Raw genomic sequence first — 14,294 nt, 5'->3', positions numbered from 1 at the left:
TACTAATCGGTCGAGGGCTTATCCTAATAATTCTAACACAAATTCGTTCGTATCTAGTTTTCAGGTGATCAAACATCTGGATAAGCTGCATGTCTTTTCTAAAGACTAATATTTTCTCGCAGCGATTTCGAGAAGCGAAAGCTTCGAAAAATCATGTTTGGTGGCGATAGCGGAGGGGTTCCACACGTACCCATCTCGAACACGACCGTTAAGCCCTCCAGCGCCGATGGTACTTGGACCGCAGGGTCCTGGGAGAGTAGGACGTCGCCAAGCAACAATAATAACACTACCAATCATTTGGTAGTGTTATTTTGATATTTATAGATATAATCATATAATCAGTGTGTGTTTAACCAGTTGAATTTTCGTTGTTGAATACGCTTCTTGATATACTTCGTGATCATAAGATGATTTTTTTAATAACTCCTGACAGTTGGGTAGGTGGTACAATGACGACTAGATCATACATACAGAAGATGGAGGATACGTCTGTTAAGCGGAAAAATAAACAGGGTGCTAACGGACAACAAAGGTTTTTTTTCATCATCATCGTATTTCTATATTGGTTCTCTTCATACATATATGTCCCGATATTATCGCCTTATATTGAACATTTGGGCGCATCCTATACTCTCTTAGGCATGATTCTAGGTGTATATGGTCTAGTACAGATTGTATGTAGGCTGCCTTTGGGAATAGGCTCTGATTATTTGAAGAAACGTAAACCGTTTATCATGCTTGGTATTGTGGCCAGTGGGGTTAGTTGCTTTGGTTTCGCTCTAACGGATCAACTGGGATGGACATTTGCAGCTAGAGCAGTCGCAGGAGTTGCAGCTTCTACATGGGTTGTATTCACTGTGGGATTCTCAACTTTTTATCCTAAAAATGAAGTGACCAAGGCAATGAGTATTATGCAATTCACGACGGTTATTGCTCAGCTTTCTAGTATGATGGTTAGTGGGTACTTAGTGGAAACGTATAGTTGGAAGGTCCCTTTTATGCTTGGAGGAGTAGTAGCGCTGATCGCTTTAGTGCTGTCTTTTTTTCTCAAAGAAATTCAAGAGGATGAAACACGTGCACCGATGTCGGTAAAGGATATAGTGCCTGTGATGCGGGATTCTATGCTGTTTAAGGTATCCTTTTTGTCCATATTAGCGCACTGTGTATTGTTTATTACGATGTTCGGATATACACCTAATCAGGCATTGGGTTTGGGAGCTAGTAAGAATGATCTGGCTTGGTTAACACTTTCGTTCATGGTTTCACATGCATTGGCAACACTTTTTGCAGGAAGGTACTTTTTAACTCGTTTTGGTGAAAAGATAACATTAGTCATCGGTTTTATAGGAAGTGCGGTATTTACGTTGTGTATTCCTATGGCGGATAGTTTCCTGTGGTTATGTATCACACAGATCTTTAATGGGTTTGCCCAAGGGTTGATATTTCCGCTTTTACTTGGGAAGGCTGTAGCTACAATTGAGTATTCAAAGCGTGCGACTGCTATGGGATTTTACCAAGCGGTCTATGCTATTGGTATGTTTATAGGGCCGTTTGTTGCTGGGTGGGCGAATTCGATGTGGGGTTTAGAAGGTGGATTTAGATTGGCGGGAATAGTCGCCCTCTGTGCGAGTGGACTAGCTTTTTATTGGATGGAGAAGAAAGGGAAGGTGTAACGGATGGGATATATGAGGACGGAAGAACATTTGATTTATTCGAATGAAATTGATTATAAAGCCAATTGTCGCTTATCCATCTTATTAAGTCTGATGCAACGTGCTGCAGATGGTGATGTTGAGAATATGGGTGGTTCGCGGGATGACATGGTCGCTTGTAACATGGGCTGGATGTTGACTACGATTAATCTTACATGTGAACGGACACCTATATTTAATGAGCATATTAGAATTACGACATGGAATAAAGGGACAAAGGGTGCTTTATGGTTAAGGGATTTTAGAATATGTGATGGGAATAATCAAGAGATTGCGAAGGCATGTACGTCGTGGGTTTTGGTGGATAGTGTTAAGCGTAAAGTGCTAAGACCATCAGCGTATCCGTTTGATATCCAGTCTAATGAAGAAGATTCGGTTGGACCTGTTCCTGACAAAATGAATATATTAGACGAAATTGAGTTACATGAATCCTATTCTATGACCGTACGTTACAGCGGTATTGATAGCAATGGACATTTGAATAACGCTCGTTATGCCGATTTATGTATGGATGCCTTAACCGTGGACGAATTGGATAGTATGTCTATTCAAGGATTTAAGATTACGTATCATCATGAAGCACGAATGGGAGAAGTTATTCATATTCTACGTTCAGATGTAACGGGTGGGATTATCTATTTCAGAGGGCGGTCACCAGAGGGAATACGTTATTACGACGCTTGTCTGAGATTGATGGAATAGAGGAACATACAAAGGAGTGTCATTATGAAATCTTTAATATTAGCGGAGAAACCTTCCGTTGCTCGTGAAATTGCTCGAGTGATGGGAAGTAAAGAGAAGCATAAAGGTTATTTCGAAGGACCTAAATATATCGTAACTTGGGCACTTGGGCATCTTGTTGGATTGGCGGAGCCTGAGGATTATGATCATAAATTTGCGTCTTGGAATTTGGAAGATCTACCGATTCTTCCGGACAAGATGAAATTGAAAGTGTTGAGAGAGACAAGCCAACAATTCAAAATTGTTCAACATCAGGCTAGACGTCAGGATGTTAGCGGCTTGATTATCGCAACGGATGCTGCGCGTGAAGGTGAATTGCTGGCACGTTGGATCCTACAAATGATGAAGTGGAACAAGCCATTTCAGCGGCTATGGATTTCTTCACAGACGGATAAAGCGATTAAGGAAGGTTTTGCAACATTAAAGCCAGGGAACCAGTATGACAGACTGTATGAATCTGCCCGTTGCCGCGCTGAAGCGGATTGGATGATTGGTTTGAATATTACGCGAGCGTTGACATGTAAATTCGGAGCACAGTTGTCGGCAGGTCGAGTACAGACGCCATCACTCGGTATGATTATGGATCGAGAGAAGGAAATTATTAATTTCCGTTCAGAGGAATATGACACACTTACGGTAGAACTAGGCAACTTCACAGCAACATGGAGGGGCGGTAATGGTGATGCCCGTATGTTTGATCGGAAGCAAGCTGAAGCATTACAGAATAAGCTACAGGGTAAGACTGGGGTTATGGATAAGGTTAAAAAGTCAGAAAAGGTAGAGCCTCATCCTCTTGCGTATGATCTTACTGAACTTCAGCGAGATGCGAACCGACGTTTTGGGTTTTCGGCCAAGCAGACATCTAATGTACTGCAACGTCTCTATGAGCAGTATAAGCTAGTTACTTATCCAAGAACAGATAGTAGACATCTAACCTCAGATATGACAGGAACGTTCAAGGAACGCTTAGAAAGTGTAGCGGTGGGGCCATATGCAACACTTGCTCGCCCATTATTGCGCAAAAATCTAAGTATCACGAAACGAATTGTAGATGATAGTAAGGTAAGTGATCATCATGCTATTATTCCTACTGAAGAGACTGTACTACTGAATTTACTTAATACAGAGGAACGGAAGCTGTATGATCTTATCGTTCGTCGTTTCATAAGCTTGTTCTATCCACCTGCTCGTTATGATGATGTTGCCGTTACGGTAAAAGTGGAGAATGAATTTCTTCATGCAAAAGGTACGACTGTGAAGGATATCGGTTGGCGAGAAGTATACGGTGGAGATGTGGAAGATGATACAGATGAAGATGAGTCATCAGACCGGCAAGAGAAAAGATCGGTTCTGCCTGAATTAAAAGAAGGTGATTCTGTTAAAGTACAGCGTTGCAGCGTTCGTCCTGGTCGGACGCTACCACCGAAACGATATACTGAAGCGTTACTACTCTCACAAATGGAGAAGCATGGATTAGGCACGCCAGCTACTCGTGCGGATATTATTGAGAAGCTAGTGTCATCAGATACGATTGAGCGCAAGGATAACATATTGCATCCCACAGGTAAAGGGAAACAATTGATTGAATTAGTATCACCACAGTTACGATCACCTGAGCTGACGGCTAAATGGGAATCGGAGCTTGAGAAGATTGCGAAAGGTCAAGGAAGTTCAGATTTATTCCTAAAAGGAATTCGCAGTATGTCAAAAGAACTGGTGGCAGGGGTTAAGGGGAGCTCAGTTGAGTACAAGCCTCATAACGTGTCTAACAGTCATTGCCCGGAATGCAACACTAGGCTTCTTGAGAAGAAGAATAAACGAGGTACAATGCTTGTCTGCCCGAAAGAAGATTGTGGCTATCGCCGTTCTGATGAGAAAAGAGTATCGAATCGTCGTTGCCCACAATGTCATAAGAAAATGGACATGAAGGAAGGCAAGGCTGGATTATATGTGCAGTGCTTGACATGTGGGATTACCGAGACTGTAAACAAAGACAATAAACATATTAATAAACGTGAAGAACGGAAATTGGTTGATAAATACTCCCAACAGGAGACTGTTGGATCGAATCTAGGCGAGCTTCTAAAAGCGGCATTAGAGCAGAAAAACAAAGGGTAGATGATTTCGTGAATAGTATGAAGGAAGTTTGCTTAATTGTATCCTAAGCCAGATAGACTTATAATAGAGGTGTAAGGAAAATGAAATGTGGATAAAGAGGAGGACATATAACAGATGGGGACTGCACTATGGATTTGGTTTATGTTTATAAACATGGTGGGCTATCTGGTTATGTCTGAAGACAAGAAGAGAGCCCAGAGGAGGCGAGATCGAGTACCGGAGAGAACACTATTCCTACTAGCTGTTATTGGAGGATCATTAGGTGTTATCATTGCGATGTATCGCAAACGGCACAAGACGAAACATGCAAGCTTCCGAATAGGCATTCCGATTCTACTCTTTATCAATGCTATAATGTACGGATATTTCATGGTTTAGCTAGTTCATTTTATTCTGATTCTTCAGAAAGAGGTGTAGAACATGCTATTTTCCAATATATTAGTAGCTTATGATGGTTCTAAAGCGTCCAAGAAGGCATTGAATCACGCGATCGCATTATCGAAATTGAGCGTCGATGCCAAGATAACGGTGATTCATGTATTTGGTTTTCCACGTGCATATTTTGGAGAAGCCTATGCTGCGATTCCAGCCTCAGTTTCGAAGGAATACTATGCTTTATCGGAAGAGACGGTTGAGGAAGCCAAGCTAACTCTTGCAGCAGCCAATGTAACGGGAACAGTAGAAATGATTCAAGGTGCTCCTGCTGAAGTCGTTCTTGAGTATACCAAAAAGAATAACATCGATGTTATCGTTATTGGTAGTCGTGGTCTTGGAGGAATTCGTGAATTTGTACTTGGAAGTGTAAGTCATAATGTTGTCCAACACGCTCGAATTCCTGTACTTGTTGTCAAATAAATAATTAACCTATAAAGCCAGCAAACCTTAATGATTAGGGTGAGCTGGCTTTATAGGTTTTAATAAAGAGTGCAAAACGAAAAAAACACGAACAATTAAATTTTGAATCCCATAAATGTTCGTGTTTAAGTTGACATTGTGGGAGATACATTGTTAAACTAAGCATGAGTAATAAGAAATCAGAATATCAAAGATTAATTATCTAGTCTGAATATAGAAGAGAAGAAATGATTCCTATGGAAAGTGGGTTGAATGAATGTTACCAGAGGTCGCTGTTATTATGGGCAGTAAATCGGATTGGGAAACGATGCAATTCGCTTGTCAAATGCTAGAGGAACTTCAAATTAGTTATGAGAAAAAAGTAGTCTCGGCTCATCGTACACCTGATCTAATGTTCACCTATGCAGAAGAAGCTGCTGGGCGCGGGATTCGGGTTATTATTGCTGGGGCAGGAGGCGCGGCCCATCTTCCAGGTATGGTGGCTGCGAAGACGATCCTTCCGGTGATTGGGGTTCCAGTTCAATCGAAAGCGTTGAATGGGTTAGATTCATTACTCTCCATTGTACAAATGCCTGGTGGTGTACCTGTGGCAACCGTGGCTATTGGTAAAGCAGGAGCGACTAATGCAGGATTACTCGCCGCTCAGATCATTGGGATATTTCATCCAGAGGTTCAGAAGCGTGTGCAACTCCGTAGGGATGCTATACGGGATGAAGTGTTAGAAAGCAGTGATGATCTATGAGTAAGGAGTTAGAGAAAGGTCATTCTAACGAAATGTCCAAAACTTTGCTACCAGGAAGCACAATTGGTATTCTAGGCGGGGGACAGTTGGGTCGGATGATATCTCTTGCAGGTACAGCGATGGGATATCGATTCGTAACACTGGATCCAACACCACAATCACCAAGTAGTGATGTGGCTCAGCAGATTGTAGCCGAGTATGATGATGTGAATGCCGCGCGCAAATTGGCTCATGCTTCGGATGTGATCACGTATGAGTTCGAGAACGTGGACGCAGGCGTTGCAGAAATACTAGTGAAGGAATCCTATGTTCCTCAAGGAAGTGAGCTATTGTACACGACACAGCATCGTGTACGTGAGAAGAGGGCTATTGAAGCGGCTGGAGTTCCCGTAGCACCCTATCGCGTCATTGAAGGAATGGATAGTCTACGGCAAGCGATAGGAGACTTAGGTTATCCATCCGTGTTGAAGACAACGACAGGCGGGTATGATGGTAAAGGGCAAGTCGTCATTAGAAGTGAGGATCAATTGGAAGGTGCTTATAATGAACTTGCCGCATCTGGCAGAGAATTGGTACTTGAGAAATTCATTGCCTTCCAGTGTGAAATATCAGTCATTGTAGCACGTAGCCCAAATGGTGAAGTAAAGAGCTTTCCGATTTCAGAAAATATTCATATTAACAATATACTGCATGTATCCATTGTGCCTGGTAGAATAACTGCACAGGTACAGAAGGAAGCTAAGCGTCTTGCTGAAGCAGTAGCAATGAACATGGGTGTTGTTGGGCTTCTAGCTGTTGAATTGTTCGTCACAGAGGACGGAACACTGTATGTGAATGAATTAGCCCCACGTCCGCATAACTCAGGACACTATACAATGGAAGCAAGTATGACTTCGCAGTTCGAGCAGCATGTACGTGCTGTATGTAATCTTCCATTGGGAGACACTACGTTAGTGAGTCCGGTAGTCATGGTAAATATTCTCGGTCAACATTTGGACTCGGTTATCGGGAGAGTGGGAGTACGAGATGAGGTAGCGATGGAATTAGGAATTATTCCAAAGCTTCATCTGTATGGTAAGACGGAAAGTAAGGATAATCGTAAAATGGGTCATATCAATTTATTGTGCAAGGATGTACAGGACGGGCTTGATTGGGTGGAACAAACGAATATTTGGGGGAACTAATAACATGATCGAACGTTACAGTAGACCGGAAATGCGAGCCATATGGACCGAAGAGAATAAATTTAAATCTTGGTTAGAAGTAGAACTTTGTGCTTGTGAAGCATGGGCTGAACTGGGAGTTATTCCAAAGGAAGATACTGTACTACTTCGCCAGAATGCAAAGTTTGATATCGAGCGTATCTATGAAATTGAACAGGAAACACGCCATGATGTCATCGCCTTCACCCGCTCTGTGTCTGAAAGTCTTGGACAAGAACGTAAATGGGTCCATTACGGGCTAACTTCTACTGATGTTGTTGATACTGCTCTCGGATATGTGTTACTCCAAGCCAATGAGATACTCGAAAAGGATATAATGAATTTCATAGAAATTCTGAAAGATAAAGCTATAGCTTATAAGGACACGCCGATGATGGGTAGAACCCATGGTGTGCATGCAGAACCAACGACATTTGGTCTGAAGATAGCCTTATGGTACGAGGAAATGAAACGTAATTTAGAACGATTCAAGCATGCGGCTAATGGGGTACAATTTGGTAAGATGTCTGGTGCAGTTGGAACATACGCCAATATTGACCCTTTTGTAGAACAATTTGTATGTCAGAAGCTAGGAACGACTGCAGCGCCGATATCGACGCAAACTTTACAACGTGATCGTCACGCTGAATATATGGCAACACTAGCACTGATCGCTACGTCATTGGACAAGTTCGCTACGGAGATTCGTGCGTTGCAAAAAAGTGAAGTTCGCGAGGTTGAAGAAGCTTTCGCTAAAGGGCAAAAGGGTTCCTCTGCGATGCCACATAAGCGAAATCCGATTGGGTGTGAGAATATTTCAGGTCTTTCCCGTGTTATTCGCGGTCATATGGTGACTGCGTACGAAGATGTAACGCTTTGGCATGAACGAGATATCTCTCACTCCTCAGTAGAACGAATCATTCTTCCGGATGCTACGATGTTGTTGAACTATATGTTGAATCGTTTCGGTAATATAGTGAAGAACTTGACGGTATACCCTGACAATATGAAACGTAATATGGCTCGTACCTTCGGGGTGCCATTCTCAGGGAGAGTGCTAACGAAGCTAATTGACAAAGGCTTTAGCCGGGAACAAGCGTATGATACAGTTCAGCCTCGTGCAATGCAGGCATGGGAAGAACAGCGTCAATTCCGTGATATTATCGAATCTACACCAGAAATTACAGAAGTGCTCAGCGTAGAAGATATCGAAGATGCATTTAATCCGAGCTGGCATTTGAAGCATGTAGATACTATTTTCACAAAGCTAGGTTTAGCTTGATATGATAGATAGGTTAAAGGCTGGAAGTGAGGTGAAAGGACATGACATCAAGGGCTGTATCCACTGCGGTGGAACTTGTTGACGCTCCACTGTTGTATAAAGGCAAGGTGCGTGAACTTTATGATTTGGGGGAACATGTTCTAATCGTAGTGACAGATCGTATATCTGCTTTTGACTATGTTCTTGATCCGCCAATACCTGCCAAAGGGAATATCTTGAATCAGTTAAGTGCTTTCTGGTTCGATCAGACGGCTGAACTTATGAAGAATCATGTCATTCATACGGATGTTGAACAACTTGGTGATATTATCAAGGATAAGGAACAGCTGAGAGATCGTATCATGGTTGTTCGTAAAGCAAAGCGTATCGATATTGAATGCGTTGTGCGTGGATATATTACGGGTGGCGGTTGGCGACAGTATCAAGAGTCTGGTGAGGTTAATGGAATTAAACTTCGGGATGGAATGCGCAAGAATGAAATGCTTGATCAGCCTATCTTCTCACCAGCAGCTAAGAATGATGTCGGTCATGATGAGGATATTTCATTCGATACGATGAAACAATTGGTAGGAGAAGAAATTGCACTTGAATTGCAAGTACAGAGCTTGAAACTATATAATTTCGCTCATGAGTATTGTGATCAACGGGGAATTATTCTAGTAGATTGTAAGTTCGAGTTCGGGCTGTTAGATGGTGAGGTAATCCTTATTGACGAGATCTTTACCCCAGACTGTTCCCGTTTCTGGGCTAAAGACAAGTATGAACTAGATAGTGAAATTGACAGTATGGATAAAGAGCCTGTCCGATCGTATCTAGCATCCTCGTCTTGGGACAAGAATAGTAAGCCTGATCCGCTTCCACACGAAGTGGTTGAAGAGACTACCAGAAGGTATTTGGACATTTATCGCAGATTAACAGAACCACAATAATAGATAAGACATTCTGAGGAGGAATTTTGAATCATGATTAAAGCTACGGTGTATGTGACTGTTAAAAAAGGTGTATTGGATCCGCAAGGGGTTGCTGTTCAAGGGGCACTTCATTCGATCGGCTTCCAAGAAGTCGAAAGTCTACGAATTGGTAAATATATGGAAGTTAATTTAGATACGGATGACCGTGCTGAAGCTGAAGTACGCTTAAAGGCTATGTGCGAGAAGTTACTAGCCAATACGGTAGTCGAGGATTACCGTTACGAATTGGAGGGTTAATATCATGAAATTTGCTGTCTTAGTATTTCCGGGTTCTAACTGTGACATTGACTGTTATAAAGCGGTGGAAGATACAGTTGGTATGTCTGTTGAGTATGTATGGCACACGGCTACAGATCTTTCTGCGTACGATTGTATCATTGTTCCTGGTGGTTTCTCATATGGAGATTACTTACGTTGTGGTGCAATTTCGCGTTTCGCACCTGTTATGGCTGAGGTTGCTAAAGCGGCTGAGCAAGGAAAGTTCATTCTTGGGATATGCAATGGATTCCAGATTCTAACGGAAGCTGGGTTGTTACCAGGCGCACTTCTTCGCAATAAGTCGATGAAATTCCGTTGCCATGATACAGTATTGAAGGTAGTTAATAACGAGACCCCTTTTACACATGGGTATAGTAAGAATGAGGACATAGTCGTTCCAATTGCTCATGGTGAAGGGAATTATTACTGTGATGAAGAAACTCTTGAAAAGTTGAAGTTAAATAATCAAATCGTATTTACGTATGGTGATAACCCGAATGGTTCCTTAGCAGATATTGCTGGAATCTGTAATGAACGCGGTAACGTGGTTGGAATGATGCCCCATCCAGAGCGGGCTATAGATACTCTATTAGGTTCAGAGGACGGAAAGCGTATGTTTACATCAATATTAACGTCATGGAGGGATACACATGGTACAGCAAGTGTCCGCTAAGGAACCAACCGTAGAACAAATTGCGGAGCAACAAATATATCATCAAATGGGTGTGTCGGATAGCGAATACGAATTGATCTGTGGATTCATGGGTCGCAAACCGAACTATACCGAAATTGGTGTATTCAGTGTGATGTGGTCAGAGCATTGCGCATATAAGAATTCAAAGCCATTGCTACGTCGTTTCCCAACGACTGGACCACGTGTTCTAATGGGTCCTGGTGAAGGTGCAGGGATCGTAGATATTGGCGATAACCAAGCAGTTGTATTCAAAATTGAGAGCCATAATCACCCTTCAGCCATTGAACCCTATCAAGGAGCTGCAACAGGCGTAGGTGGAATTATCCGTGATATATTCTCAATGGGTGCTAGACCAGTAGCTTTGTTGAACTCATTACGTTTCGGAAAATTAGAAAGTGATCGTGTGAAGTATTTATTCGAACATGTCGTTTCGGGAATTGCTGGATATGGTAACTGTATCGGTATTCCAACGGTAGGTGGCGAAGTTGTATTCGATGAGAGTTACGAGGGCAATCCACTTGTAAATGCGATGTGTATTGGACTTATTGATCATGATAAAATCCAACGTGGCGTGGCAAAGGGTGTAGGTAACCCAGTATTCTACGTAGGACCTCCAACGGGCCGCGATGGAATTCATGGAGCTACATTCGCATCGATTGAACTTAGTGAAGAATCAGAAGCGAACCGTACGGCAGTTCAAGTAGGCGATCCATTCATGGAGAAGCTGGTGATGGAGTCATGTCTAGAATTGATTAATAGCGGCATCGTGGTCGGTATTCAAGATATGGGAGCTGCAGGATTAACATGTTCAAGTGCGGAGATGGCGAGTAAAGCGGGTAATGGATTAGAACTGTACTTGGATGAAGTGCCACAACGTGAAGAGGGTATGACTCCTTACGAAATGATGCTATCAGAATCACAAGAACGTATGCTATTCGTTGTTGAGCCAAAGGATGAAGCGCAAGCTCTAGAGATATTTGAACGTTGGGGCGTTATTTGTGCCAAAGTGGGGAAGGTAACGGATGATGGACGTCTGAAGCTTATACATCAAGATCAAGTAGTGGGTGATATGCCTGTTACAGCATTGGTAGATGAATGCCCAGTGTATAACAAGCCATCGACTGTACCTGATTATTATGTAAATAGTGATAAAATTGATACCCTTCGATATGACGAAGTCACAGATCTTAGTGGGGCACTGAGCAAGATTCTATCCTCACCAAGTGTGGCAAGCAAAGCGTGGGTATATGAACAATATGATTATATGGTGCGTACGAATACTGCGGTTCGCCCAGGTTCGGATGCTGCAGTTATAACGATTCGCGGTACTCGTAAAGGTCTAGCGATGACAACGGACTGCAATGGTCGATATGTCTATCTTGACCCTGAAGTGGGAGGTAAGATTGCGGTTAGTGAGGCAGCAAGAAATATCGTATGTTCAGGGGCAGAGCCAATCGCAATTACAGATAACTTGAACTTCGGTAACCCAGAGAAACCGGAAATTTTCTGGCAGATGGAACGTGCGGTAGATGGTATTGCAGAAGCTTGCCGTGAATTGAGTACGCCAGTTATCGGTGGGAATGTGAGTCTATATAATGAGAATGCCAATGGATCTATCTATCCAACACCTGTTGTAGGTATGGTTGGTCTAGTGCATGATACCGATCACATTACGACACAAGGATTTAAGAAAGAAGGAGATGTTATTCTACTTCTTGGGGATACTCATGCTGAACTTGGAGGTAGTGAATTCCAAACTATTCTACATGGCGTAGCAGAGGGACGTCCTCCAGCACTTGATCTACAAGTGGAGAAGAAACTACTTGCTTCTGTACTCGGGGGAATTCAGAGTGGATTGGTCCAATCTGCACATGATTTATCCGAAGGTGGATTTGCTGTAGCTATTGCTGAGTCTTGTATTAGTGGAGGACTAGGTGCTCAAGTGAATATCACGACGGACCTTAGATCTGATTTCGCATTATTCAGTGAGAGCCAATCACGTATTCTGTTATCTGCATCTCCTGATAAGGCAGAGCAATTACAGGCTTATATCGAAGGCCACGGTGTTCCAGTGGTGAAGATTGGTACGGTAGAAGGTAGCAACCTAAGTATTGATATTAACGGAGTATCCGCTGTGAATGAATCTGTACAATCCTTTAAGCAGGTTTGGAAGGACGCGATTCCATGTCTCATGAAATAACATCTGCTAAGTTATTGTCCGCACCATCCACTTCCCATCCTCTTTGGACGGGAGACTTTTATAATGAAGGCACGGGCAAGGATGATATTTTTGACACGTTAAAAGAGGAATGTGGGGTCTTCGGAGTATTTAATCATCCGGAGGCTGCTTCACTCTCCTATTATGGTTTACACGCACTACAACATCGTGGGGAAGAAAGTTGCGGAATGTGTGTGGCTGATGGGGAAGAGTTCAACTATCATCGTGGCATGGGACTTGTGAAGGAAGTATTTGATAAAGATAGAATGGCTACATTGACTGGGAAAATGTCAATTGGACATGTGCGTTACGCTACTAGCGGTGATAGTCATTTAACGAATGCACAGCCGCTTGTATTTAAGTACCGTGATGGTGATTTAGCTATAGCAACGAATGGTAATATCGTGAATGCACCACAAATCCGTCATGAGTTAGAACAGAGTGGTTCTATATTTCAGACGACCAGTGATACAGAGGTAGTAGCCCATCTGATTGCACGTTCATCTAAGGATGTAGTCGAGGCTGCTAAAGAAGCATTACAACGTATCGTTGGTGGATACGCATTCCTCATTATGACAAATGACAAACTGATTGTAGCTTCAGATCCGCATGGGCTTCGCCCTGTTACTATGGGACGACTAGGTGAATCTTATATATTTGCTTCGGAGACATGTGCACTTGAGACGATAGGTGCTGAGCTTGTCCGTGATATACAACCGGGTGAATTATTGGTGCTGGATAAGGAAGGGCTTAAGGAAGATCGTTATACTGAACCACAGCGTAAAGCACTATGTGCGATGGAGTATATTTATTTTGCTCGTCCTGACAGTGATCTCAACGGTTCGAATCTACATGCTGCACGTAAAAGAATGGGAAGCCAAATGGCTCTAGAAGCGTTCGTGGATGCTGATTTAGTAACCGGAGTTCCGGATTCTAGTATTTCAGCTGCTATTGGATACGCTGAACAGACCGGAATCCCATATGAACTTGGTTTAATTAAGAATAAATATACAGGTCGTACGTTCATTCAGCCGAGTCAAGAACTACGTGAACAAGGCGTCAAGATGAAACTTAGTGCCGTTCGCCGAGTAGTCGAGGGGAAACGCGTCGTTATGATCGATGATTCTATCGTCAGAGGTACGACTTGCCTTCGTATCGTGAACCTGTTGCGTGAAGCGGGGGCTACTGAAGTTCATGTACGGATTACTTCACCACCGTTTAAGAATCCATGCTACTACGGAATAGATACACCTGATCGTAAGGAACTTATTGCTCACGGGAAGACGGTTGAGGAAATCTGTCGTGAAATCAATGCAGATTCATTGGCCTTTTTAAGTGCAGAGAGACTCATTAGCGCCGTAGGCGGAGATAATGCAAGTGATCCGAGTGGTGGGTTATGTCTCGCGTGCTTCAATAACGATTATCCAACGACGTTGGATTTCGGTGGTGAGGAAAAAGGCGGATGTGGATGTTGAATATAAAATGGATTGCTAATTTGGGA

General features: G+C 42.8%; 13 protein-coding genes and 1 rRNA gene. All 14 read left to right on the top strand.

Going from position 1 to position 14,294, the window contains the following annotated elements; all coding sequences use genetic code 11:
- Nucleotides 1-156 precede the first annotated feature (156 nt).
- The 14 genes from rrf to purF all read left to right on the top strand — a co-directional run bounded on the left by rrf (nt 157) and on the right by purF (nt 14,268).
- Nucleotides 157-273 (top strand): 5S ribosomal RNA (rrf, locus tag AC1TO9_RS20375).
- Nucleotides 274-449: 176 nt separating this feature from the next.
- Nucleotides 450-1,673 carry an MFS transporter gene (locus AC1TO9_RS20370; protein WP_482060332.1) on the top strand — a complete coding sequence of 408 codons (1,224 nt, stop codon included), beginning with the start codon at nt 450-452 and terminating at the stop codon, nt 1,671-1,673.
- A 3-nt stretch (nt 1,674-1,676) separates the two neighbouring features.
- The gene (locus AC1TO9_RS20365) at nt 1,677-2,414 is read left to right on the top strand and encodes an acyl-[acyl-carrier-protein] thioesterase (protein ID WP_482060331.1); all 738 of its coding nucleotides are present in this window, start codon (nt 1,677-1,679) and stop codon (nt 2,412-2,414) included.
- Between the two features lie 24 nt (nt 2,415-2,438).
- Nucleotides 2,439-4,571 (top strand): DNA topoisomerase III, encoded by a 2,133-nt coding sequence (locus AC1TO9_RS20360; protein WP_482060330.1) that lies wholly within the window; start codon nt 2,439-2,441, stop codon nt 4,569-4,571.
- A 114-nt stretch (nt 4,572-4,685) separates the two neighbouring features.
- The gene (locus AC1TO9_RS20355) at nt 4,686-4,949 is read left to right on the top strand and encodes a DUF1294 domain-containing protein (protein ID WP_482057070.1); all 264 of its coding nucleotides are present in this window, start codon (nt 4,686-4,688) and stop codon (nt 4,947-4,949) included.
- Between the two features lie 42 nt (nt 4,950-4,991).
- A complete protein-coding gene (locus AC1TO9_RS20350; RefSeq protein WP_482057069.1) occupies nt 4,992-5,426 on the top strand; it encodes a universal stress protein in 435 nt (144 codons plus the stop codon).
- Between the two features lie 256 nt (nt 5,427-5,682).
- A complete protein-coding gene (gene purE / locus AC1TO9_RS20345; RefSeq protein ID WP_482057068.1) occupies nt 5,683-6,168 on the top strand; it encodes a 5-(carboxyamino)imidazole ribonucleotide mutase in 486 nt (161 codons plus the stop codon).
- The gene (purK, locus tag AC1TO9_RS20340) at nt 6,165-7,352 is read left to right on the top strand and encodes a 5-(carboxyamino)imidazole ribonucleotide synthase (protein WP_482057067.1); all 1,188 of its coding nucleotides are present in this window, start codon (nt 6,165-6,167) and stop codon (nt 7,350-7,352) included. Before purE ends, purK begins: the two co-directional genes overlap by 4 nt.
- A gap of 4 nt (nt 7,353-7,356) precedes the next feature.
- Nucleotides 7,357-8,652, top strand: a complete 1,296-nt coding sequence (gene purB / locus AC1TO9_RS20335) for an adenylosuccinate lyase (RefSeq protein ID WP_482060329.1) — start codon at nt 7,357-7,359, stop codon at nt 8,650-8,652.
- Nucleotides 8,653-8,693: 41 nt separating this feature from the next.
- Nucleotides 8,694-9,581: a phosphoribosylaminoimidazolesuccinocarboxamide synthase gene (locus AC1TO9_RS20330; RefSeq protein ID WP_482060328.1), complete on the top strand. Its 888-nt coding sequence runs from the start codon at nt 8,694-8,696 to the stop codon at nt 9,579-9,581.
- A 33-nt stretch (nt 9,582-9,614) separates the two neighbouring features.
- On the top strand, nt 9,615-9,860 hold the full coding sequence (gene purS, locus AC1TO9_RS20325; RefSeq protein WP_482057064.1) for a phosphoribosylformylglycinamidine synthase subunit PurS: 246 nt from the start codon (nt 9,615-9,617) through the stop codon (nt 9,858-9,860).
- Between the two features lie 4 nt (nt 9,861-9,864).
- Entirely contained in the window at nt 9,865-10,554 is a 690-nt protein-coding gene (gene purQ / locus AC1TO9_RS20320) for a phosphoribosylformylglycinamidine synthase subunit PurQ (RefSeq protein WP_482057063.1), read from the top strand.
- Nucleotides 10,532-12,775 carry a phosphoribosylformylglycinamidine synthase subunit PurL gene (gene purL, locus AC1TO9_RS20315; protein WP_482057062.1) on the top strand — a complete coding sequence of 748 codons (2,244 nt, stop codon included), beginning with the start codon at nt 10,532-10,534 and terminating at the stop codon, nt 12,773-12,775. The genes purQ and purL overlap by 23 nt, the downstream gene beginning before the upstream one ends.
- The gene (purF, locus tag AC1TO9_RS20310) at nt 12,760-14,268 is read left to right on the top strand and encodes an amidophosphoribosyltransferase (protein WP_482057061.1); all 1,509 of its coding nucleotides are present in this window, start codon (nt 12,760-12,762) and stop codon (nt 14,266-14,268) included. Before purL ends, purF begins: the two co-directional genes overlap by 16 nt.
- The last annotated feature ends 26 nt before the right edge of the window (nt 14,269-14,294 follow it).

It is taken from the genome of Paenibacillus sp. Y916, from assembly GCF_056786435.1.
This window is presented reverse-complemented; position numbering and strand designations above follow the sequence as displayed.